We start from the raw sequence: 24,693 nt of genomic DNA on the forward strand, positions 1-24,693 counted from the left end.
ATAATGATTTAGCTGTAACATCCTTAATACAAGTAGCGTTCGAGAACTAATTTGAATATTTTTGTTTTCACTTAACCGCTCCCATAACCTTATATGAAACTGAAATACGTCGTTTATACCCTTCTTTTTGTAGGGATTGTTTATCTTGTTTATCACCGTATCGCTGCTAACAAGAAGCTGGAAGGCCCGGCTGCCGGAGCTGGTGCAAAAGGTGGCAAAACACAAAGTTTCGCTGTAAACGGCATTATCATCAAACCAGCTTCATTCGCTACCAACCTCGATGTAACAGGAACGATCGAAGCCAATGAATCTGTTGCCCTGCAGAGCGAGGTATCAGGATTGGTGACGGGGATCTTTTTTAAAGAAGGCAGTACTGTGACCAAAGGAAGCGTACTCGTAAAAATCAACGACCGTGACATTCAGGCGCAGTTACAGGAAGCACTTACCAAACAAAATCTATCGGCCAGCAATGAAAACCGTGCGAAACAGCTGCTTGCGAAAGGCGCGATCAGCCAGGAAGAATATGATGCTGCACTTGCAGATCTGAAGTCACTGAAAGCACAGGGGCAACTGATCCGGGCACAGCTGGCAAAAACTTCGATTATCGCACCTTTCAGTGGAAAAATCGGACTGCGTTCAATCTCTGTGGGCGTATATATTACGCCAACAACAGTTATTGCAAATCTGCTAAACACCAACCCTGTAAAAATTAATTTCTCCGTGCCTGAGAAATACATGGGGCAGATCAAAATGAATTCAAGCATTACCTTTCGGACGGACGCCTCAAGTCAGATTTATACCGGGAAAGTTTTTGCTATTGAACCAGGCATCAATGCCCAAACCAGGACGCTGCAGATCAAAGCACTGGCACAAAACAGCAACAATGAACTGCTCCCCGGTTCATTCGCCAAGGTGTCGCTTGTACTCAGCAATGTAGAAGATGCAATTCTTGTTCCCAATGAAGCTATCATTCCTGTATTGAAAGGTAAAACTGTATTTATCAGCAAAAATGGAAAGGCCAAACAGGTTGAGGTTCATTCCGGTACGCGTACCGAAGAGAGCATTGTGATTACTTCTGGGCTGGCGTCAGGTGATACCGTATTAACTACGGGTGCAATGAGCCTTAAAGAGGATGCACCAGTAAAAGTATCTGTGGTTAAATAATAAACATACCAAAATGAGTATATCAACCACCAGTATAAAAAGACCTGTTCTTGCAATAGTGATGAACCTGATGATCCTGCTCTTTGGAGTAATCGGGTACACCTTTCTTGGTGTCAGGGAATTCCCGAATATAGATCCGACAGTAGTGTCTGTACGTACCTCGTATCCCGGAGCCAATTCAGATATCATTGAGTCCCAAATTACGGAGCCACTGGAGAAATCCATTAACGGAATTGACGGGATCAGGAACATGACCTCATCCAGTAACCAGGGAAGCAGTAACATTACCATTGAGTTTAACCTTGATAAGAATATTGAGGAGGCCGCAAATGATGTGCGCGATAAAGTGTCGCAGGCTGCAAGGAGCTTACCCAAGGATATCGATGGAAACCCTGTAGTGAGTAAAGCGGATGCCAATTCAGACCCGATCATTACCATGACGGTGCAGAGCGATAAAAGAAATGCGCTTGAACTGAGTGATTACGCTGAAAACGTAATCGCAGAGCGGATCCAGACCATTGCAGGTGTAAGTGGTGTGCAGATCCAGGGACAGAAAAAATATTCTATGCGTATCCGTATAGACCCGAACAAACTTGCGGCTTATGGCCTGACTTCACAGGATATCGTAACGGCTCTGGATAACGAAAATGTGGAGCTTCCTTCCGGTAAGATCACAGGTGCCAGTACTGAGCTCACCGTGAAAACCCTCGGAAAACTCACCAATGAAGAGCAGTTCAACAACCTGATCCTGAAAAATGATGTGAACAATGTTATCAAACTCAAAGATGTAGGTTATGCAGAGCTTGGTCCTGAAAATGAAGAAACTATATTGAGGGAGTCGGCAAGGCCGATGGTGTCCGTGGCACTGATTCCATTGCCTGGAGCAAATTACCTGGAGATTTCCAAGGAATTTGACAAAAGGTTTGAGCAGCTGAAGAAAGATATTCCAAAGGATATGCAGTTAAACATATCACTGGATAACAGCAGATTTATCAAAACCTCTGTGACAGAGGTTGCGGAAACAATCATTTTGTCACTTGTACTCGTAATTATTATCATTTACCTGTTTTTCCGCGACTGGGCAATTGCTGTTCGGCCTTTGATTGATATTCCGGTATCACTGGTATTCACATTCTTTATCATGTACGTCTGTGGATTTTCCATCAACGTACTCAGCTTACTGGCTATCGTACTTGCAACAGGTCTGGTAGTAGATGACGGGATCGTGGTCACAGAGAATATCTTTAAAAAGGTAGAGGAAGGTTATTCTCCCTTTGAAGCAGCCATCAAGGGTTCGAATGAGATCTTTTTTGCGGTTATCTCCATCTCCATTACCCTTGCCGCGGTATTTTTACCGGTAGTATTCCTGCAGGGGTTTGTCGGGCGGTTGTTCCGGGAGTTCGGGATTGTTATTGGCGCTGCCGTGCTGATTTCGGCATTTGTATCGCTGACGCTTACACCAATGCTGAATGCCTACCTGATGAAAAGCACCGGGCATACCAAATCACGCTTTTACAACTGGTCTGAGCCTTACTTTGTGGCGCTTAACGATAACTATGCGGAGAACCTGGATAAATTCCTGAATAAGAAATGGCTGGCTATTCCCATTATCGTGGTCTGCGTAGGCCTGATTGTATTGTTCTGGAAGATCCTGCCAAAAGAAACAGCGCCATATGACGACAGGAGCCTGATCAATATGAATATCACTACGCCTGAAGGATCATCATTTGATTATACGGATGCATTTATGATGAAGATCAGCAAGATGATCCAGGATTCTGTTCCTGAGAAAGCCGTACTGATCACCATCAGTTCACCAAGTTTTGGGGGTTCAGGCTCCGTCAACAGCGGGATTATCAGGATGGGGCTTACCCCTCCGGATGAACGCGGGCGCTCTCAGGAGGAGATTGCCGCGCAGCTGACCAGGATCACTAAGAAATATTCCGAAGGAAAAGTTGTAGTCACCCAACAGCCAACGATCTCCGTAGGCCGGCGCGGGGGTTTACCCATCAGTTATATCATCCAGGCACAAAACTTTGAAAAGCTAAGAGAGAAAGTCCCGCTGTTTATGGATGAGGTAAGCAAAGATCCTACATTTACAGTTTCAGATGTAAATCTCAAGTTCAACAAACCGGAGATCAATCTGACTATTGATCGTGACAAGGCCAAAAACCTGGGTGTTTCGGTTTCTGCTATTGCACAAACGCTGCAGCTGGGCCTCAGTGGTCAGCGTTTCTCCTACTTTTTTATGAACGGGAAACAGTACCAGGTAATCGGCCAGTTTGACCGCGGCAACCGTAAGGACCCGCTGGACCTCAGTTCTGTGTATGTACGTAGTGATAAGGGAGAGCTGATCCAGATTGATAACCTTGTTTCTGCAAAGGAAGAAAGCAGTCCGCCCCAGTTATTCAGAAATAACCGTTTTACAGCAGCTACAGTATCTGCCGGTTTATCACCTGGCAAAAGTATTGGTGACGGAATTGAAGCCATGGACAGGATTAGTGCAAAAGTTCTGGACGAAACATTCTCTACCGACCTCAGTGGTGAATCCCGGGATTTTAAAGAAAGTTCTTCCAATACCCTGTTTGCCTTCGGCCTGGCATTATTGCTGGTCTACCTGATCCTTTCAGCACAGTTTGAGAGTTTCAAAGATCCTGTAATTATCATTCTTACCGTACCAATGGCCGTTGCGGGAGCCTTTTTATCGCTTTGGTTATTTGGACAGAGCTGGAATATATTCAGCCAGATCGGTACGATTATGCTGATCGGACTGGTAACTAAAAACGGTATCCTGATCGTGGAGTTTGCAAATCAGTTGAAAGAAGAAGGGAAAAATGTACATGACGCCATCAGAGAAGCCTCGGTTTCACGCTTGAGACCAATCTTGATGACCAGTCTGGCTATCGCCATCGGCGCATTGCCTATTGCTATGGCCCTGGGTGCTGCTGCAAAAAGCCGGATGGGTATGGGTATCGTGATCGTGGGCGGAACAACATTCTCCCTGGTACTTACACTTTTCGTGATCCCTTCCATCTATTCCTACTGGTCTAAAGAACATAAAGCAAATACTGAACTGGAAAGATCTCTTGAAGCAGCATTGGCTGAAGAAACTGCTACAGCCTAAATTACAGACAAATGAACAAACATTTATTTTATTCGTTAGCCGTATTGATTTCCTGCTGTACACAAATGGTGAAGGGACAAGACACGCTTCGCCTTGAAGAGGCCATCAGCACTGCGTTAAAGAACAACTACGATATCCGACTGGTGGCAAACCAGATTACTATAGCCAAAAACAACGCTAATCTGGGAAACGCTGGTATGCTGCCAACACTGGGAGGTACCTTTAGTGATGGGGGGAGCAGGCAAAATACCAGGCAAACACGCTCTACCGGTGCACAGGTAAATGCCGACGGTGTTCGTAATACGAATATGAGTTATGGCGCGGCACTGGACTGGACAATTTTTGACGGTTTGCAGATGTTTACCAATTATGCCCGCCTTAAGGAACTGCAGAAACAAGGTGAAGCCAATGCCAAATCAACGATTTTAAGTACGATATCGAATGTTGTATCGTCATACTATGCTGTGGTAAGACAGCAGAAGCTAGTGCGTGCTACCGACAGTGCAATGAAAATTTCCCGCCTCAGGGTGGTCATAGCCGAGAACAAACTACAGATCGGAAGAGGATCCAAACTGGATGTGGTAACCGCAAAAGTGGATTACAATACTGATACTACAACTTATCTTCAGCAAAAGAACCTGTTAAATACGTCAAAAATCACGCTGAACCAGTGGATGGCCAGAGACCTGAATATCACCTTCGCCGTAGATGAAAAAGTAGACATTGAAAGCAACCTCAAGCTCGCTGATCTGGAAGCGCTGACGATGGAGATGAATCCCGACCTGCAGTATGCGATGATCAGCAAAAGACTGGCAGACCTGAACCTGAAAGCAGTAAAAGGTCAGCGTTACCCGGTTGTAGGCCTTAACGGAGGTTATCAATATTCGCAAAGTAACAGTCCCACAGGATTTACCACCACACAGCGCGCCAAAGGATTTACCTATGGACTGACGGCCGACATCAATGTTTTTAACGGATTTCTGCAGCGCCAGAATGAGCGAAATGCAAAGGTAGAGATCAGCAGCTCAGCACTTACGCTTGAAAAAACAAAGCAGGATGTAAAAGCCCTGCTGATATCAACCTATCAGAATTACCTCACCAATCTTGACTTGCTGAAAGTGGAAACCGGCAATGTAGACCTGGCTAAAGAAAATCTGGAAATCACTTTTGAAAAATACCGGCTGGGAAGTATCAGTCCGCTGGAATTGCGTGAAGCGCAAAGAAACTCCATTGATGCGATCATCCGTTTTCTGGATGCACAGTATCAGGCTAAACTGACAGAAATCAATCTTAAAGAGGTTAGCGGCACATTAAAAGTTCAATAAAGTCGTTACTTTTGTATATGATTTTAGTAGCAGATAGCGGGTCGACCAAAACTGATTGGTTAGGGTACAACTCCGGGAAAACGATTAGTTTCAACACACAGGGTATCAACCCTTATTTTTTAAATGCGCAGGATATTTATAAGGTCCTGTCAAAGGTACAAATGCTGGCTGAGTTTGCTGAAGAAGTGAAAGAGATCTATTTTTACGGTGCAGGCTGTTCTACACCAGACAAACATGAAGTAATTTCAAATGGTTTATCGCTCTTCTTCCCAAAGGCTTTTATCAGTGTTGAAAATGATCTGATCGGTTCTGCCTATGCTACCTGTGGTGACGAGAAAGGTTTGATCTGCATTTTAGGTACGGGCTCTAACGTTTCCTATTTTGATGGAACGGCTACATATGACAGTAATTACGGGCTGGGCTACATTCTTGGTGATGAAGGATCAGGAACATTCTTTGGAAGAAAGATGATCACTTCTTATTTGTATAACCAAATGCCGGAAGACCTCAGAACTCTTTTTGCACGCGATTATGACATCGACAAAGAAACTGTGATCACTAATGTATACCAGCGCCCGCTGCCAAATACTTATCTGGCAGGATTTAGCCGTTTTATGTATGAAAACAGAGAACATCCTTATATCCTGCAGGTACTGGAAGACGGTTTCCAGGAATTCATTAACATCAATATCAAAGATTTTAAAGACTATCAAACCATTGCCTGCCATTTTGTAGGATCCATTTCTTTCTACTATCAGGATATCCTGAAGCGTGTATGCGAAAGAAACGGGATTCGTGTGGGCAAGGTATTGCAGAAACCTATCGAAGGGATCTTCAATTATATCCTTAAAAAAGAAGGCATTACAATCTGAGCATAACTTGCTGCAGACCTCATTAAACAATTATTACTAATATACGGCCTTGTAATTAACCAAGATATTGTATGTCAGTACTTCATTCGGGAGAACTTCGGCAGGGCTGAGTTCTCCTTTTTCATTTGATAGGGAAGAAAAGAGTTTCCCGTCCTCTTCTCCGGTCAGCACAGAGTACCTTCCGGGTTTAAGTTTGCAGGAATAATGACCTGCAGTATCGCTCTTCACTGTTGCCACTAACCTGGTACGCACCGCCGTATATAAAGGTGCTGCTCCCTCGGCATCAGCAGCAGTAGCGGCGTCATAAATATATACCGTTCTTTTCACTCCCCTTGGGGTCTGTTTTTGTCCGGGCCCCGGCATCATATTTCCTTCAGCGAAAGTAACCTGTCCAGAAATCCCTTCTTTCAGGCCTGCCTGTTGTGTGTTTCTTACCGTACACGCCGCAGCGGCAAGGAGTGCTGCAGCACATAAAAAAGCTTTATAAAATTTCATTGTATAGTTATTAAAGTTAAATTTGAAAGTACACCGAATCATTGTTCATGCAAATTATCAGCCATTTATGATTAATTATTGCAGCTTTACAAAGTTTGGATTCTCTATTCTCTGTTTTGCCGGGCTAAACATTCTCATCCTATGCGCCCAGGATATCATCAGGCCCAATGTAACAAATTCTGCATTCTTAAAAAAAAACGGTGCTGTATTACTTGATATTGCCAGTGTGAACAGAGAAAATGCTTTCGCTTTGGCGAAAGAAAAAGGCTGGCCAACTGCGGGGACTGACCGCAGTGGAAATGTATTCAGGCTGCAGCGTACGGATGACAATGGTTTACCGGTTTACTACACAACCACAAATAATGTGATTGCAGCCGGCACTACCCGCACTGATAAAGTATACGCAGGCGGGGGCCTGGGGCTCTCTCTAAATGGCAGTACCATTTCTGCTGGTAAAGTAGCACTTTGGGACAGTGACGGTGTTCTGGCCAGCCATGTTGAATTTGCAGGAGGGAGGATCGAAATCAGGGATAAGACCAGTACTACAGCTGTCCATTCCACACATGTTGCAGGAACAATAATGGCTGCAGGTATCAACGGTATTGCCAGAGGGATGGCTTATGGGCTGCCCAGGCTATACGTTTTTAATTTCGACAATGATACCCCCGAGATGTCTGCAAATGCTGCAACACTGCTGATTTCCAACCATTCTTATGGAACCGCCGCCGGCTGGTCCCAAAATACCAGCGTTACACCAGAACGATGGGAGTTCCTGGGGGCGCCGGGAGAAAATGAAGATTACAAATTTGGGTATTATGATACCGAATCTTCAGAATGGGACAAGATCTGTTACAATGCACCATATTATCTGCCTGTGAAATCAGCAGGCAACAGCCGGACAGTAACCGGCCCTGCTGTTGGCGAAACCTATTACCGGCTGAATGCCAGCAGGGTAATGGCCAATGCCGGTCCGCGTCCGCAGGGGATCAGCAGTAATGACGGCTATGATAACATTTCTACTTACGGTACCGCAAAGAACATCCTGACTATCGGAGCCATTAACCCGCTTGCCAGCGGCCCCTATACTGCGGCAAACATCAGGCTGACTGCCTTCAGCAGCTGGGGCCCAACAGACGACGGAAGGATCAAGCCCGATCTGGTAGCAGACGGGGTGAGGGTAACCTCAACAAGCAATGCGGGCAACAACAGCTACACGGCTTTATCGGGCACCTCTATGTCTACCCCAAATGTAAGCGGTTCGCTCATCCTGCTACAGGAATTATACAGCCAGAAAAACGGAGGTAATTTTATGCGGGCGGCTACACTAAAGGCTTTAGCGATCGCAACAGCAACAGACGCCGGAACAGCGGAAGGCCCGGATTATAGTTATGGATGGGGGCTACTCAATATGGAGGCCGCAGCACAGGCCATACTGGATAATAGTACCAAATCTAAAATTGCCGAAAATATCTTATACCAGGGAGACCAGCAGTTTCTGGAAGTAACCGCTGCCGGAACAGGGCCCCTGAAAGGGACAATCTGCTGGACAGATCCCGAAGCTGTAGCCATCAGTTCGGTAAACGGGCTGAATAATAAAACGCCCAGGCTGATCAACGATCTGGACCTGCGGGCTGTTCAGAATGCAGAAACTTATCAGCCATGGATACTCAACCCGGACAATCCCGCCGCCGCAGCCACGAAGGGCGATAATATCAGAGATAATGTAGAGCAGGTTTTCATCAGCAACCCTGTAGCGGGAGCAGTATACCGGTTTAAAGTTTCTCACAAAGGAGTGCTTAAACGCGGACCGCAGCCATACTCTGTCATTTTAACAGGAATTAGCGGCATGACTGATTATACCGTGGCCGGTATCCGCAGCGAAGAACTAAATATGATCATCTATCCGGTTCCAGCAAAAAATGAAATCAATATTGGTTTTAATATTCCTGAGACAACTACCGTACAGGTAAAGCTTGTCAGTTTCTCAGGGCAGGTATTGTATCAGGATAACAAAGCCGGATTTATAGGTATATACCAGCATCAGATAAATATTTCTGAATGTGCAGCCGGAATCTATTTTATTGTGGTTAAGGCGGGGAACAAATCGTATACAAAAAAATTCATCTGCACTAAATAGCAGATTTAACCATGGATCCGTTTTTCTATTTCCAGCTCTACCATGCGGGCAATACTTTCAAGTACTGCCTGATCCTCCAGCCCAAATTCCCGGGGTTGGCGGTCTATGATACAAATTACTCCGATATTGTAACCCTCTGTAGTGCCAATGGGTGCGGCTGCATAAAACCGCAGGCCGTTTTCTGCAGCCACGTAAGGATTGGCCAGTAAACAACGTTCCTTCAATGCATTTTCAAAAACGGTAACTTCATCCTTTAAAATGGCCAGAGCGCATAAACTGGAGCCTCTTTCCACTTTATAGTGATGCTCGCCTTCCTGTATCGCCTTTGTCCATACGTTATCTTTATCAACAAAATTGATCATCGCGATCGGCATATCAAACACAGCTGCAGTATAAGCTGCCAGTTCGTCAAAGGCTGACTCAGACTCTGTATATAATATATTGTACTTTTTTAGGTTCTCCAGACGCTGCTGTTCATTTTGCGGGATTATATTCCGCCCAAAAGTGTTTTCCAAGATGTGCGTTAGTTACGTTTAGTTCTTCTCAATTCTGCATAATTATGCAATTACTATTCCTTTTAAAAAAAACGCCTTAAAAATTCACAAACACTGCGGGAATATTAAAAAGCTCCTGTTACAGGAACCTCCTTACCTTTTAGCATCCTCATACCGTATAAACTGCCATTTTGCTTGCGTATCCTTTTCAAAAAATACTTTGTAACTGGAATCTGGAGGAAGGGTAAAATGAAATGACAATGACTTTTCAGCAGGATCTTTAGGTATAAAACTGGAAAGTAAGGTATTAGCTATCGCTTCGATCTGGTCTTTTAACTGCATATAGTTTTTAGGGGTATCTAATACAAAAGTATCATTTCTTTTCTCCAATCACGGCACTAAAGTTGTTCAGCAGGTGTCGAATCATGAATAGAATACTTGTTGTGGATGACGATCCGGATTTGCTGGAGGTTGTGCAGTTAATATTAGAAGAGAATAATTACAGGGTTTTCCCCCTGATGACGGGCAGGCCGATTTTCAAAATCATTGAAGAGTTTAAACCTGACCTGATCCTGATGGACATCAAACTAGATGGTATGGATGGCAGGGCAATCTTTAAGGAGATAAGAACGCGGGAGACGACGGCACATCTCCCGGTAATCTTAACTTCTGGCGGCTTTACTGAGGATTATGTCATGAGGGAGAGTTTGCACTCTTCCGACTACCTGGAGAAACCTTTCGAAATGGCTGTCATGTTAAAAAAGATCGAGAAGCTGCTTTAAACCTGGATTTGTGCAAAAGCCGCTTGCCACCTGACTGATGATGCAGGAACTGAGATCAGCAGCAGGTCCTGCACCTGTCAACTCCATTATATTTTGGTGACCTTGAACTCTGTTCTCCTGTTTTGCTGGCGTCCCAGGAAGTTATCTTTCCCATTGGGGAACTGGTTAGGCGCCACAGGTTTACTAAAGCCATATCCCTTGCTTTTTAACCTTTCAGGTGCAATTCCTTTAGTGATCAGATAGTTTACGCAGGAATGAGCACGTTTATCTGACAGGTTGAGGTTATAGTTTTTTGTTCCCACATTATCCGTATGGGCACTCAGTTCAATCTCCATCGTTGGATTATCGGTGAGCAGGGTATATAACTGATCCAGTTGCTTCTCTGAGGCAGGATTGAGTTCAGCACTGTTAAAATCGTACAAAATGTCTTTCAACACTATAGGTACGCCAATAGAAAAAGCTTTGAGACATATTTTTGGGTTAACGAGTGTATCTGCCTTGGCCAGCTCGTCATAATTGTAACTGATCATCTTTTTCAGGTAATCATTTTTTTCGGCAGTGATCTTCAGCGCGCGGTTAGAATTTACCCTGAAGAGGTACTTTCCATCTCGGCCTACTGTCATTCTGAACTCTTCGGAAGAATCACTCAGGGTAACCACCGCACCATTTAGTGGTTTATCTGTCTGACAATCCAGTATCGTACCTTGTACCGTGATAAATTCCTTTTTCACATGGAAGATCTCCAGGCAGCAGACAGATTCCCGGTCTGAACTGATATATCCTTCAGTATCGTTATCGTTTAAAGGCGTAAAATAGGCATCATCTTTTGAAGAGTTAAAGGGATAGCCAAGGTTTCTCGGCTCTGTCCAGCTTGCAAAATCACCTGCGCTCTCATAGAAATCCAGTCCGCCTATGCCTACTTTCCCTGCACTGCTGTATAATAACTTTTTGGTTTTAAAATTGTAATAAGGAGCTTCTTCATCCTCTTTCGTATTGATGGTACTGCCCATATTGATCGCCTGGCCCATTGAGCCATCCGACCTTAATATACAATACCATAGATCATATTTACCCAACCCTCCCGGCCTGTCTGAGGAGAAAACAAGATATTTGCCATCTCTGGTAACAAAAGGCTGCATGGAATTAAATCCATTGATATTGACCTCTGCGCCCAGTTCTTTGGGGGCCGACCAGGTACCACCGTTGCCCTGCGAGATATTCACTTCATAGATTCTCCTGTTCCCTTTTGCAGTCCAGCTGGTGAGGTACATGATCCTGCCGTTTGGATGAAAAGCCGGGGCTGCAAACTCTTTTCCGGTTTCTACCGCACCTATTCTTTTAACCGAAGTTGCAGTAGCCTGAGGATCACCTGATGCTTCATAGATGGCATTGATATAAGGGCTTTCCTTTTTAACTACTTTGGATTTGGTTTGTTTGTCTTCCAGCACTTCGTCCTTTCCTCCCTTGCCGGTTACCACCGGTCGTGAGGAAGTAAAATAGAAATTATTATTGAGTTGCAGCGGCGTGTAATTAGAACCTTTTTCGTTAATCTGGTTAAAGAGCTTACTGAATTTGTAGAGGCGGGGATAGCGCATCTCATAGAGTGCAAAATTACAGGAAGCAACCTCAATTTTAGCCTTATCCGTATACGTATCGGCAGTTTTATACTTGTCAAGAAATTCTTTAAAAGCCGGAATAGCTTCTGTAAACTTCTGGTTAGAGCGCAGGCATTCGGCGTAGTAGAACGAGCTGAGCACATATTTGGGCTCCGGAAAGTTTCTTGCCAGTGCATACCAGGCTTCAGCCGCCCTGAAGTCTTTGTACAACCTCAGTGAAGTTGCCAGCTGAAAAACGCAGTATTCATATTCTGCGAGTTTCGGGCTCTCTTCCTTCATTTTACTCTCAAAAGCATAGGGTACTACAAATCCAATGGTGTCTTTTGATATTTGCAATGCCCTCTTGTAATATTCTGCAGCCGCATAATACTCTTTATTTTTAAAATAGAGGTCGGCTATTTTCTTGTTATTGGAAACGTATGTGGTCTGTGCTTTTATCCCAAAACTAAGCAGGCACAGTAAAAGCATTATTTTAAGCGGTTTCATAAGGTGCGGGATTATAATCGTGGACAAAAAAAGTTGGGCCCTGCAATTCCCTTGCGGCTGGTAAATGAAACGGACAATTCCAATCCTCCTTTACTGCCTGTGGCACGGCTGAGGCTAGATGTATTAAAATCGTAACTCGCGCCAAAGGCAATGTTTTTCAGATGTACACCAATGTAAACGATTGAAGCGTCTTCATGCCTGTAATTTGAACCAAAAAGCAAATCAGTGTCCGGATTAACATAAAATTGAGCATATGCTCCGGCGGAGATTTCTCTGGCCGTACCTTGTCTCATATACAGTCCATTTGGTGTCAAGTCCAGCGCATCACTGACTTTTATACGCGCTCCTCCATGTGCCGTTACGCGAATGGGTATTCTCACATTATTCCCCAGGAAATGATCCACCGGCTTGGTCAGGTGGTTACCACTCATTCCTAGAAAAATATTCACATTTTTGTTCTCATTGGCATCAAAATACATAGCACCTACATTGACATCAGGAGCGAGTGTGTTAGATGAAGTAAATGTTTCGTTGGAAGGAAATGCCATATCATATCCTGAGCCGGCATTAAACTGGCTTCCCGTGGTAATCTTTGAAGGGTCAAAGCTCTTGTTAATAACTCCAGCTTGTATACCAAAGTTTATAATATTTAGCCCTACCTGTCCAAATCGGATACGATACGCAGCTGAGGCCAGAGCATTCAAATAGCTGTAACTAAGTTCGCCCGCTCCCTGGTTCAGAACCATACCACCAAAAGATAGGTTTTTTGTTGGGGCTATGTCGAAAGAAGCAGCGGCTGTTAAATATGAGTTAGAAATAGAGCTCCATTGTTCTTTTGCATTTAAAACAACTCTGTAATCACCATTAATAACTCCGGTAAGACCGGGATTTAGCCATAAGGGATTAGAGTAATATTGTGAAAAGTGAGGATCAATCTGTGCATTAACTCTTGTAGCGCACAGTACGCAGAACAAGCCAAATGAGATGATTTTTATAAGTTTCTTCATGTTCTTGATATCAGGTTAATTGATCTTATTTTAAAATTGTTACAGTTCCCTTTCTCATTATCTGGGTACCATCTTTCATTATTACATCGATAATATATACATAAACTCCATTTGGCTGTGGCTGTCCTCGATATGTTCCGTCCCATCCATTCTGCATCTGCTGAGAAATAAATACTACGTGCCCCCACTGGTCATAGATGCGCATTGCAGCATTTACTACTGCGTTTCCATAGACGTAGAACACATCATTGTTTCCATCTCCATTTGGTGTAAAAGTATTGGGGATAAATATCTGGTTTGTATCTGACTCTGAGCCAGAACCATTGTTGGCCCTGCCGGTGAAACTTCCTGAATCACTGGTCTGGCAGGCAGATGTTCCCTTAGCTCTCACCATCAGCGTTACCGCCTCGTTAGACTGCAGGCCAAACGCCAGGTGGCTGAGACCGCCACTGCCAAAACTTGGATCTTCCCAGGTAGTTCCGCCATTTGAAGAAACTTCATAGCTTGCTGCACCTGTTACTGCGCTCCAGCCAAAGGTAATGCTGGTGAATGTGCTCGACTGCCTGGTGACTACCGGAGCAGCCAGTTTGGCAAGTATAACAACATTACCCAGTGTCCTGTTGCTTACTGCAGTGCCGGAAACGCCTTCTACATAGTAGCTTGTGCTGGTAGTAAGTGCAGGCGTCTGGAAGCTTGTACCGGTAGCCAGTATATTTCCGCCTGTTGCCGTTGCATACCAGTTATAGGTCACATTGGCAATCGGGTTAGATACTGTCAGTGTAGTACTGATGCCATCACAGCTTTGTGCGCTGAATACGATTGGATTTGGCACTTTGATCAGCACCACATAGGTAGCTGTTGCGGTTGCACCTGTACCATCTGTGACAGTCACTGTGATGCTATAGGTACCGCCCAGTGTTGGGGTTCCTGTAATTTCACGTGTTGCCGGGTTAAACGTTAATCCCGGAGGCAGGTTGACAGCTGTGTAAGTAAACGGTCCAGTACCTCCTACTGCTGCAGGCAATGTTTGCGGAACATATGGTGTGCCTACCAATCCGTCAGGCAGGGTAGCCGGTGGTAATGACAATGGTGTTGTGCTAACGGCGCCTACGCTCAGAGAGAAAGCAGCTGTTGCATTACAACCTTTGGTATCTGATGCAGTAATAGAGAAATTATAACTTCCGGAAACCGTTGGTGTTCCTGAGATGATACCTGTAGGCGACAGAGACAGACCTGCAGGTAAGCTGCTGCCTGATGCCAGTGTGTAGGTATATCCCGGTGTACCGCCTGTTGCCTCATTGATCCTTGCCACATAAGCGGTGCCGTTTGTTGCGGCAGGCAATACCGAAGTATTGAAGCTCATTGCAGGATTAACAGTTAAGGTAACCACACGTGCCGTTCCGGCTGCGTTCTCACACTGATTATCACCGCGTACGGTTACATAGTAGGTAGCCCTTGCCGTAATCGAAGGAATCGTATACGTCGGCCCGGTGAATACTGCGGTAGCTAATGCGGCATCAGTATACCAGGTAAATACAGGATTGGTCACCGTAGTACTACCGGCAGTTAAGCTTACCGCAGATCCGGAACATATCGCCGCCGCAGGTTCACCTGTAATAATGATATCAGCGCTTGTTGCTTTAGATCCCAGGTTCACATTTACAGGAGTTCTTGAACTCACCGCAGTACCTGATGATCCTTCGGCATAATAGATGGTATTGGCAGTTACCACTGGTGTCTGGAAGCTTGTTCCCTGAGCAATTGCCGTTCCGCCGGATGCGGTATTGTACCAGTTATAGGTTACATCTGCTAAAGGGTTTTGTACTGTTAATGTCACAGTTGTTCCGCCACAGCTGGCTGCATTTAGAACAACAGGAGCCGGAACGGTAACTATTACGGTGTAATTTGAAGTAGCTGTTGCACCGGTGGCGTCTGTAACGGTAACGGTGAAAGTAAATGTACCGCCAAGCGTTGGGGTTCCGCTGATCTCCCTGGTCAGTGGATCAAATACCAGTCCCGGAGGCAGGTTAGTGGCCACATAGGTGAAAGGTCCTGTTCCGCCGGTTACGGCAGGTAACACCTGAGGAGTATATAGTGTTCCCACTTCTCCGTTTGGCAGGTTGGCAGGGGGAAGCATCATAGGATTGGCTGCCGTGCCGTTGATCGTTAAGTTAAAATTGGCATTTGCAGTACAGCCTCCGCTATCGGTAACCATCAGAGCAAAGGTATATGTACCCGGCACCGTAGGGGTCCCAGAGATCACACCTGTTGCAGATAGTGAAATTCCTGCAGGCAAAGTGGTTCCTGCTGGCAAATTGTACGTATATCCCGGTGTACCACCCGTTGCAGGGTTAATTTGTACAGAATACGCGGTAGAAGTGTTTGCAGTACTAAGGGTAGTGCCAGTGAAACTGATTGCAGGGTTTACACTTAATGCTACTGCCTTACCTGATCCAGGTTCATTCTCACATTTATTATCCCCTCGTACGCTCACGAAATAGTTTGTGTTTGCTGTCAGGGATGGAATCTGATAAGTGTCGCCGGTAAACACTGCGTTGGTTAAGGCCACATCAGTATACCAGGTAAAGACAGGATTGGTTACGGTTGTACTGCTGGCAGTAAGCGTCACACCTGATCCCGAACAAACAGTCGCCGGTATTCCGGTGACGGTTACATCGGCAGCTGTAGCACTTGGCTTAACCGTTACGGTAACTGCTGTCCTGGTACTTCTTGCAGTAACCGAAACTCCTTCCGCATAAAAGGTAGTTGTGGCCGCAATCGCAGGGGTCTGGAAGGTTGTTCCCGTACCAAGTATCGCTCCGCCAGATGCAGATGCGTACCAGTTGTAACTTACATTTGGAGTTGGATTGCTTACGGTTAATACAGCACTGGTTCCGTTGCAGCTTTCAGCATTTGCTACCACTGGTGCAGTTACATTTACAACTACTGTATAAATAGTGCTGGCTGTTAAACCGTTGGCATCTGTCACAGTAACGGTGAAAGTAAAGGTTCCTCCCAGCGTAGGTGTTCCCGAAAGTATCCTTGTGTTTGTATCAAAGTTAAATCCAGGAGGAACATTGGTAGCCACATAAGTGTATGGCCCTGTTCCGCCAACTGGCGCAGGCAGTGTTTCAGGAGCATAAGGTGCATCAACGATTCCATCATGGAGGGTAGCCGGCGGCAGCGTCATCAGACCGATACTTCCGATACTGATCGTGAAGGTAGCAGTTGCATTACAGCCCCTGCTATCAGAAGCGGTAATAGCGAAGGTATAATTACCGGCAACGGTTGGCAGGCCAAATAACTGACCGGCAGCAGATAATGACAGTCCCGGCGGCAGTGTATTGCCGGATGCTACAATATAGCTATATCCCGGCATTCCGCCTGTTGCAGCATTGATCTGGCTTACATAAGGAACAGGTACTGTACCTGTAGGCAATGCAGCCCCGGTAAATACAAGGGCAGGGTTCACAGTTACTAGAACCACTTTACCCGTGCCCGAAATGTTCTCACATTTATTATCTCCGCGAATGGTCACGTAATAGGTTGTATTTGCAGTAATGGATGGTGTGTTATAAACTGCACCTGTAAATACGGCATTGGTCAGGGCAGCATCCGTATACCATGTAAATACCGGATTGATCACGGTGGTACTGCTGGCAGTTAATGCCGCGCCCGATCCCGAACAAACGGTAGCAGGTACACCATTGATGTTGATGTCTGCAGCCACAGCCGGCGGATTTACTGTTAACTGTATCACTTTTGCGTTGGCAGAAGTATTAGGGCATCTGTCAGATCCCTGTACAGTCACATAGAAATTAGTGTTTCCGGTTAGGGCAGCTGTAGTATATACAGGTCCGGTAAATACCGCATTGGTTAATGCTGCATCGGTATACCAGGTAAATACAGGATTGGTAACCGTGCTGCTGCTCGCAGTTAAGGTCACTGCAGTACCAGAACAAAGACTGGCAGGGATGCCCGAAATATCAATATCAGCAGCCGTAGCGGATGGCTTAACTGTCAGTGTTACTGGTTTTCCCGTTGTGCTTTCACATTTATCATCGCCCCTTACTGTTACATAATAAGTGGTAGCGGCTGAAATTGAAGCAATATTGAAAGTTGCACCACTGAACACCGGATTGAGCAGTGCCGCATCGCTGTACCAGGTAAACACTGGATTAGTTACTGTAGTGCTGCTGGCAGTCAGCGTAGTTGAAGCACCAGCGCAGAACGTATTGTCTGCAACGGCAACTGACAGATCAGCGTCTGTAGCATTGGGTCTGATGGTGATCGATACTTGTGTTCTTGCTGATGTATTTGTACAAGCGTTACTGTTAACTGCTTTTACATAGAAGTTGGTAGTACCTACCGCCAGCATTCCAGAAGTAGTGTAAGAACTGGTATTGGAAGCGAGCAGGTTTCCGCCTGTGGCTGCATCGTACCAGTTGTAGCTTACACCGGCAACCTGATTTACACTGAGGGTAACCGGAGTATTCAAGCAGGTAGTAGTTGGGTTTGAAGCTGAAGGTACGGGCGCTGCAGGTATACCAAGAACCGTTACGATGACTGGTACCTTCGCGCTTTCGCAGCCATTTCTGTTAGCCGATACATAATAGGTATAAATGCCCGCTGGTAACGTTGCAGGTGTCTGGTAAGTATTTGTACTTGCCAGCAGCGCAAGCCCGCTGTCATACCATTTGTAGGTAATTCCAGCTGGTGGATTAGCCACTGCAAGCGTAGCCTGGCTGCCTTCACAAACAGTAACATTTGCAACTGCAGGTGTTGGTGCCAGGATAATTCTCCTTGCATAATTCAGGTTCAGTCCGCTGAGTGCTCCCAACAGGCCTGAGTTGAGTTTCAGTTCAACACCGTCATATACCTGTGCAGGCACAAAATCAATGGTCGCGTCTGTTCCGTTACCAGATATTTGCAGGTTGATACCAGAACTGATGATCGTTCTTTCATCACCATTGCTGGTGGTGCCATTGTGTGTTGTTAAAGTGATGCTTGAACCGATGCTTGCTGAAAGCCTTCCTGATGGAGAAGTCAGGCGCAGCCTTACTGTATCACCTACCTGTGATAAACCACTGAAGTTTACTTTTTGGGCAACATAGCTGTTGACACCAAATGGAATGAACAGTGAAGAACTTGTTTCCACGTCATCATCAACTGCAAAACCGGGATTAGATACATTGGCATTGACAGACAAGGTACCTCCGCTGCTTACGGTCTGGCTAATGGCCGGTTCACAAGGAACAGAACCCGGATTTGTTGATATCGGTTTTACAGTAACCACTACACTGGCGGCAGGAGATATACATCCCCCTACTGCGCTGCTTTGTGCAGTCACATAATAAGTGGTAGTAGTAGTTAAGTTTGGCGTAATGAATGTTCCGTTTGCACCATTTGTTGGTGCAGAAACTGCTACTGCTCCGGGTTGCGCAGGATCAGTAGCATACCAGGTATACACCAGATCAGAGGTAGATGAACTGGCATTAAGTATCGTTTGTTCACCGGAATTAATGGTTATTGCTGTAGGATTAAGTACAGGTGCAGTCAGCGATCCTACAGTAACGGTTACCGTAGCTCTAGCCGATACTGTTCCGCAACTGTTAATTGCCTCCACACTGTATGTAGCACTGGTTTGTATGTTTGTGATGCTGTACGAAGAACCTGTAGCACCCGGAATTAACGTACTGCCCTCGTACCATTGGTAGGTAAAACCTGCCTGCGGATTCTGTACCTGCAACACCAGGTTTGCATTTTGACAGGTCTGTTCTGTTGCAGAAAGCAACGAAGGTACCAAAGGTGCAGGGATAACAGTGATATTTACTGCTGTTCTTGAGCCTCCGCAACCATTTCTGGTAGCTTCTACATAATACTGAATGTCTGCCGTTACTGCCGGAACCACAAAGTTCTCTCCGGTAAATACCGGTGTACCGCCCGTGGCAGTAGTGTACCAGTTATAGGTAATACCAGCCTGTGGATTGGTAACTGTCAGCGTAGGTGTAGCATTTAAACATGCAGTCACATTTGCGGATGCTACAGTCGGTGCTATAGTTATCCTTCTTGCATAGTTAAAGTTTACAGCAGACAGCGCTCCTAGAATTCCTGAGCCCAGCCTTACCTCAGCAGCATCAAACTGTGCTGTTGGTACTAGGCTGATCAGAGCTTCTGCACCGCCGTTTAACAATTGAAGATTGATTAATCCGTTATTGAGTGCAACACCGTCATTGTTGCTGGTTGTACCCTGATAAGTAGTAATGGTAATACCAGATAACAATGAAAGCGATAATAACTGGTCGGTTGCCGTTAATCGGATACGCACGGTATCACCAGCGTTTGATAAACCTGTAAAATTCACTTTCTGAAATACGGAGGCATTGAGGCCTACCGGTATAGAAAGCGTAGAGGCCGTTTGCTGATCACCGTCAATTGCAAGGCCGGGATTGTTTACCCTTGCCAGCAGTGAAAGCGTACCTGCAACACCGCTGGTTTGACTTACCGGAAGTTCGCACAGAACCGGAACTGGTGTTCCGCTTCCATTTACATTAATGGTTTGCTGAACTCTTGCAGAAGATGCACATCCCGAAGCAGATACAGATACTACATAAAAAGTAGTAGTTGCAAACAGCGGCGGAGTGGTATATGATGCGCCGGTAAATACAGGAGTAGTCCCGTCAGCAGTAGTATACCAGTTAAAGGTAACATTGGATTCTGAAGAAGTTGCAGTGAGGGTAGCCAACTGACCCTGTTTCACTGTTGTTGCAGAAGCCTGAACCTGTGGCAGTACCGGACGTGGGTTAACTACAATTGCAGCAGCAACACGTGTGGCCGATGTACAGTTGCCGTTGGATGCCTCGAGGTAATAGGTGGTGTTTGCCGTTAATGCCGGAGTAACGAAAGTTTCTCCGGTAAATACAGCTGTACCGCCTGTTGCAGTGGAATACCATCTGTAGGTTATGCCTGCTTGCGGATTATCTACAGAAAGTACACCGGTTGCACCTGAGCAAACCGGGGCTACTGTTGCCAGCACAGGGGTAGACACAGCCGGAGTAACGGTTACAGTGACCGGAACCCTTGCAGGATTGGCACAACCATTACTGCTGACCTCTATATAATAAGTAGTAGTAGCTGTTAATGTTGGAGTAGGATAAGTACCTCCGCTGGCCAGAACGTTTCCGGCTGTTGGAGCATCGTACCATGTAAGCGTAGTGCCTCCCAGCGCAGTAGCAGTTAAAGTGGCACTCGTTCCTGAGCAAATGGTTTGATTTCCCGACACCAGGGTTGGATTAGGAAGGATCACCTGGGCACCGTAGATACGCAGGCTTGTGATTGCAGATACCAGTGGATTGTAACTTACTTCTACCCTGTCATATGCAACGGTAGCAAGCACCGTGGCTTTAAACCTGTTTCCTCCGAGCAAGCCCAGGTTAACCAGTGAACCATTTAAAGGATAGCTTCTTACTACAGTATTGCCGTTCATCACATTGATGGTTATGCCGCCAAGGACTCCAAAATCTGCAAGTCCAACAGGTGTTTCCAGATCCAGACGGATACTGTCTGTGGCCAGGCCAGTTCTTTGGAAAATCAAACGCTGATAAGCTGTGGCAGCCACACCTGCGGTAAGCCTGATCTCTGTATAATTATTTAAATCGGCATCAGTAGAATTACCGGGATTTTCGATTGCACAAAGTAAGCAGAGTAATCCTGTAATGTTGCTTTGCTGCGAAGTGGCGGCGTTACAGTTTGGATTGGCAGGAATGCTGATCACTGTTATCAAAACAGGCACTCTTGTGAGGCTTGAACATCCGGAACTGTTTACTGTTCCAGCGTAATAGGTTGTTGTTGCCGTTAATGCAGGAGTAGTAAATGACGAACCTGATCCTGCAGCAACGCCTCCTGTTGGAGTAGTATACCAGAAGATCGTAGAATTGGCATCAGCTGTTGCCTGCAGCACCGCTGTTTGTCCGCTGCTGATCGTTAAATTATTCGTCAGCACTGTTGGTGGCTCCGGTGCCGGATTTACCGTAATCGTCACAGGGATACGTGCACTTGCTCCTGTTCCGGAAACACCTTCTGCATAAAAGGTAGTTGTTTGCGTTAAGGCCACAGTGCTATAGCTGGTTCCGCTGGCCAAAGGAGTATTTCCTGTGGCAGAATAAAAATTATAAGTCACGCCGGTAACCGGATTGGCGACTGTGAGTGTAGCAGTGCTGCCGCTACAGATGGTAGTCCCTGAAACAATAGGATCAGGTACAATCACCCGTAGCGCATAATCAGTACTGGTAGATGCCCCGCCGTTATCAGTAACCTTCATGGTTACCGTAAAATTCCCTCCAACTCCGGGAGTTCCTGAGATCACACGGGTTACAGGGTTAAAGCTTAAGCCGGCAGGCAGGCTGGTCATTGTATAGCTATATGGAGCAGTTCCGCCTGTTACAGCCGGCATGGCTGCCGAGGTATAGCTGGCTCCAACTTTTCCGTCAGCCAGGGTCGCCGGCGCAAGCGCAAGGGTTCCGTTTACAGTAAGGGTATAAGGAGTTGTTAAAGAGGTACCTGCAGCATCGGTCACAGTTACAGAAATCGTAAAAGTACCCGACTGTGTAGGTGTTCCTGTGATCTGCCTGGTCAGCGGATCAAAAATGAGACCCGGAGGCACATTGGCTGCTACATAAGTATATGGCCCTGTTCCACCGCTTGCCGCAGGAATAGTTTGTGCAGGATAATTTACACCTACCGTTCCGTTTGGCAGCGCAATCGTAGCCAGTACCAAAGGATCCTTAACAGTAATCGTATAATTAGCAGTAGCTGTACGTCCTTCGTTGTCAGTTACGGTTACCGGAAAAGTAAATGTCCCGGTTTGAGTTGGGCTGCCTGTGATTTCCCTGGTCGCAGGGTTAAAGGAAAGACCTGCTGGTACATTTGTAGCAGAATAAGTATATACACCGCTTCCTCCGGTTGCTGAAGGAATAATCTGTGTGGGATAAACTTTGCCTGCAGTACCATCTGATAAAGTTGCCGGTGCAAGCGCCAGCGGATCTCTCACGAGGATCGTAAAATTGGTGCTTACAGCGTTGCCATCAGCGTCAGTTAGCGTTACAGGGAAAGTAAATGTTCCTGAAAGTGTTGGTGTACCAGTGATCTCCCCTGTAGTGGGATTGATCGCTAATCCGGGAGGCATATTTGCTGCTGTATATATATAAGGTGTGGTACCGCCTGATGGAGCCGGAAGCAAAGTTGGAGTATAAGCCGTTCCCACCGTTCCAGTTGGTAAGGTAGCTGGTGGTAAAACGAGCGCCGGAGTTACGTTAAGGGTAAAACTGCTGACAGTGTTACAGCCAAAACTGTCGGTAACCATCAGGATGAAAGTTACTGAACCGGCAACTGTTGGTGTACCCGTGATCAGACCGGCAGGAGAAATAGTCAATCCTGCAGGCAAAGTACTGCCTGCGGCAAGTCCGTAAGTATATCCCGGTGTTCCGCCTGTTGCAGCAGTTACCTGTTTGGAATATGCCCTGCCCACCGAAGCATTTGTTAAAGCTGCAGTTGGGAATAGCAAAGTTGGTTTTACAGTAACAATTAAGCTGTCCCTGTCAGACTCTCCGGTACAACCCGATTTCTGTGCAGATATATAATAGGTATACGTTCCTGCTGCAAGTCCTGTTTCTGTATAAGTACCGGCATTCGCAGCAGCAACCTGTGTAGTTACGTTATTTGCTTTTTTATAAAAGTTGTAGGTATAGGCAGGATTTAGGTTCTGGCCGCTGAGGCTGAGCGTGCTGCCCCCGCAGATGGAAAGAGTACCACTTCCGGTGGTTCCGGCAAATACTGGCTTGGTAACTGTGCGCTGTACTTCGTGGATTTTGAGGCCTCCGGAAAGAATGTTCCCCCCCACAGCCAGCGTATTATTAACCGTAATCTTTATCCTGTCAAATGGTGCCCCGGGCGTAAAATATACCGGGAATATGTTATCGTTGCCGGTTCCGGTAAGCAGCTGCAGGTTGAGCAGATTGCTGGCCGACTGAACGCCTCCCACGGCAGTATTTCCATTAAATGCCTGCAGGGTAATTGTTCCTAATAAGTTAACGCTTAAAACAGTTCCCGGTTGTGAAAGCATTACCTTGGCAACATCTCCGGTTCCTGACAGTCCGTTCAGATAAACAGTTTGTGAAACAGCCGAGCCGAGGCCAACTAAACCTGCCTGTAATTGTGAAAAGGTAGTTGCATTACCGTCAATCGCGCGTTCCGGATTCGCTAACGCAGTAGTAAGAGATACGTTAAGCCCTGTAGCTTCGCCCAGATTAGTATAAAGAGGACTTCCACAATTGTCTGCCGCATGGTTAAAAGCAGTATATACATTTAAATGTATGCTTGATCCCAGTGACAGTCCGAGTAAATTACTGGTATAACGTAATCTTACCCGTACGGAATTGTATGCAGTGGAAGAAGTCACGGCAAAATAGTTTCTGCCTGCAGCATCTCTTACAATAGTATTGGTTACGCTTGCATCGGCAATCTTAGTCCCGTCACTTGCAGAGGTTGCATCACTGTAGGCATCCACCCTGACCAGATTTTTGCTAAAAAGCCCGGTGAGATCTCCCACCAGGTTAAGCAAGTCCAGGTTCACCCCAGTTATTGTTGGTGTGTCAAAAGGTATATAGGTTGTTTTACCGGCGGCCACCGCAGCTCCATATTTTAGCTGAATGTAAGCTTCTCCCTCTCCAGCAGTCAGTCCCAGCACATTTGCATAATTTGCGTTCAGCGTGGCTGGAGTAGTGGAAGCCCCAGAAGCTGCATTCCCGGGACTGGTTATGGACCCGGCATTTGACGAAGAACCCGTAGTTGGAGTACCCAACACTAAATAATAGGCAACGGTCCCAATTGAAGGAGTTACTTCTGCATAATTTTTAGTCTGGGCATAAGAATTTGAACTAGATAGCGTTAGTACTATTAGGTTCAAAATCAAAAAGAAAAAGTTTTTCGTAATTTTAAGAGTAGAAGTAAATTTCATTCCAGGAAATTTTAGAGGTTAACTTTAATACTTAATGCAATTTTAAGTATCACAACCTTCTCTTTACCCGTTCAAATTATTCATTGTGTCAGGACTGTTCATTCACTGAATGTGTTCATTCTGTTCATTTTGAATTTCTTATATAGAAAATGCCAGCTATAAGGATTTAGTCTAGCT

At 45.8% G+C, this 24,693-nt stretch carries 12 protein-coding genes; 6 read left to right on the forward strand and 6 right to left on the reverse strand.

What is annotated here, in order from left to right; all coding sequences use genetic code 11:
* Positions 1 to 93: 93 nt before the first annotated feature.
* From FN831_RS06050 to FN831_RS06065, 4 genes are read left to right on the forward strand one after another with little or no spacing between them, the layout of a single operon-like run.
* Positions 94 to 1,164 carry an efflux RND transporter periplasmic adaptor subunit gene (locus FN831_RS06050; RefSeq protein WP_142527322.1) on the forward strand — a complete coding sequence of 357 codons (1,071 nt, stop codon included), beginning with the start codon at positions 94 to 96 and terminating at the stop codon, positions 1,162 to 1,164.
* A 13-nt stretch (positions 1,165 to 1,177) separates the two neighbouring features.
* Positions 1,178 to 4,288: an efflux RND transporter permease subunit gene (locus tag FN831_RS06055; protein ID WP_142527323.1), complete on the forward strand. Its 3,111-nt coding sequence runs from the start codon at positions 1,178 to 1,180 to the stop codon at positions 4,286 to 4,288.
* Positions 4,289 to 4,299: 11 nt separating this feature from the next.
* Positions 4,300 to 5,613, forward strand: a complete 1,314-nt coding sequence (locus FN831_RS06060; protein WP_142527324.1) for a TolC family protein — start codon at positions 4,300 to 4,302, stop codon at positions 5,611 to 5,613.
* A 17-nt stretch (positions 5,614 to 5,630) separates the two neighbouring features.
* Positions 5,631 to 6,485, forward strand: coding sequence for an N-acetylglucosamine kinase (locus FN831_RS06065; protein WP_142527325.1), 855 nt, complete (start codon positions 5,631 to 5,633; stop codon positions 6,483 to 6,485).
* A gap of 36 nt (positions 6,486 to 6,521) precedes the next feature.
* On the opposite strand, the gene FN831_RS06070 is transcribed toward FN831_RS06065, so the two are convergent.
* Positions 6,522 to 6,980, reverse strand: a complete 459-nt coding sequence (locus FN831_RS06070; protein WP_142527326.1) for a carboxypeptidase regulatory-like domain-containing protein — start codon at positions 6,978 to 6,980, stop codon at positions 6,522 to 6,524.
* Positions 6,981 to 7,047: 67 nt separating this feature from the next.
* Here FN831_RS06070 and FN831_RS06075 point away from each other — a divergent pair, with 67 nt between their 5' ends.
* A complete protein-coding gene (locus FN831_RS06075) occupies positions 7,048 to 9,117 on the forward strand; it encodes a S8 family serine peptidase (RefSeq protein ID WP_142527327.1) in 2,070 nt (689 codons plus the stop codon).
* Between the two features lie 5 nt (positions 9,118 to 9,122).
* Here FN831_RS06075 and FN831_RS06080 read toward each other — a convergent pair whose 3' ends face one another.
* Both FN831_RS06080 and FN831_RS06085 read right to left on the reverse strand, forming a co-directional pair.
* Entirely contained in the window at positions 9,123 to 9,632 is a 510-nt protein-coding gene (locus FN831_RS06080) for a GAF domain-containing protein (protein WP_142527328.1), read from the reverse strand.
* Positions 9,633 to 9,764: 132 nt separating this feature from the next.
* Positions 9,765 to 10,001: a hypothetical protein gene (locus FN831_RS06085; RefSeq protein WP_142527329.1), complete on the reverse strand. Its 237-nt coding sequence runs from the start codon at positions 9,999 to 10,001 to the stop codon at positions 9,765 to 9,767.
* Between the two features lie 35 nt (positions 10,002 to 10,036).
* Here FN831_RS06085 and FN831_RS06090 point away from each other — a divergent pair, with 35 nt between their 5' ends.
* The gene (locus tag FN831_RS06090) at positions 10,037 to 10,393 is read left to right on the forward strand and encodes a response regulator (protein WP_142527330.1); all 357 of its coding nucleotides are present in this window, start codon (positions 10,037 to 10,039) and stop codon (positions 10,391 to 10,393) included.
* Positions 10,394 to 10,479: 86 nt separating this feature from the next.
* Here the strand turns inward: FN831_RS06090 and FN831_RS06095 are convergent, their stop codons facing one another.
* From FN831_RS06095 to FN831_RS06105, 3 genes are read right to left on the reverse strand one after another with little or no spacing between them, the layout of a single operon-like run.
* Positions 10,480 to 12,495 carry an OmpA family protein gene (locus tag FN831_RS06095; RefSeq protein WP_142527331.1) on the reverse strand — a complete coding sequence of 672 codons (2,016 nt, stop codon included), beginning with the start codon at positions 12,493 to 12,495 and terminating at the stop codon, positions 10,480 to 10,482.
* A gap of 11 nt (positions 12,496 to 12,506) precedes the next feature.
* Positions 12,507 to 13,502 carry a PorP/SprF family type IX secretion system membrane protein gene (locus tag FN831_RS06100; RefSeq protein WP_142527332.1) on the reverse strand — a complete coding sequence of 332 codons (996 nt, stop codon included), beginning with the start codon at positions 13,500 to 13,502 and terminating at the stop codon, positions 12,507 to 12,509.
* Between the two features lie 25 nt (positions 13,503 to 13,527).
* Positions 13,528 to 24,465 carry an Ig-like domain-containing protein gene (locus tag FN831_RS06105; protein ID WP_185960400.1) on the reverse strand — a complete coding sequence of 3,646 codons (10,938 nt, stop codon included), beginning with the start codon at positions 24,463 to 24,465 and terminating at the stop codon, positions 13,528 to 13,530.
* Positions 24,466 to 24,693 lie beyond the last annotated feature (228 nt).

This window comes from Pedobacter westerhofensis (assembly GCF_900182595.1).
GTDB lineage: Bacteria > Bacteroidota > Bacteroidia > Sphingobacteriales > Sphingobacteriaceae > Pedobacter > Pedobacter westerhofensis.

Coding starts and splice junctions, on each gene's coding strand:
- FN831_RS06055 (WP_142527323.1), top strand. CDS start 1,178: ATGAGTATATCAACCACCAGTATAAAAAGACCTGTTCTTGCAATAGTG.
- FN831_RS06100 (WP_142527332.1), bottom strand. CDS start 13,502: ATGAAGAAACTTATAAAAATCATCTCATTTGGCTTGTTCTGCGTACTG.
- FN831_RS06065 (WP_142527325.1), top strand. CDS start 5,631: ATGATTTTAGTAGCAGATAGCGGGTCGACCAAAACTGATTGGTTAGGG.
- FN831_RS06050 (WP_142527322.1), top strand. CDS start 94: ATGAAACTGAAATACGTCGTTTATACCCTTCTTTTTGTAGGGATTGTT.
- FN831_RS06070 (WP_142527326.1), bottom strand. CDS start 6,980: ATGAAATTTTATAAAGCTTTTTTATGTGCTGCAGCACTCCTTGCCGCT.
- FN831_RS06090 (WP_142527330.1), top strand. CDS start 10,037: ATGAATAGAATACTTGTTGTGGATGACGATCCGGATTTGCTGGAGGTT.
- FN831_RS06095 (WP_142527331.1), bottom strand. CDS start 12,495: ATGAAACCGCTTAAAATAATGCTTTTACTGTGCCTGCTTAGTTTTGGG.
- FN831_RS06060 (WP_142527324.1), top strand. CDS start 4,300: ATGAACAAACATTTATTTTATTCGTTAGCCGTATTGATTTCCTGCTGT.
- FN831_RS06075 (WP_142527327.1), top strand. CDS start 7,048: ATGATTAATTATTGCAGCTTTACAAAGTTTGGATTCTCTATTCTCTGT.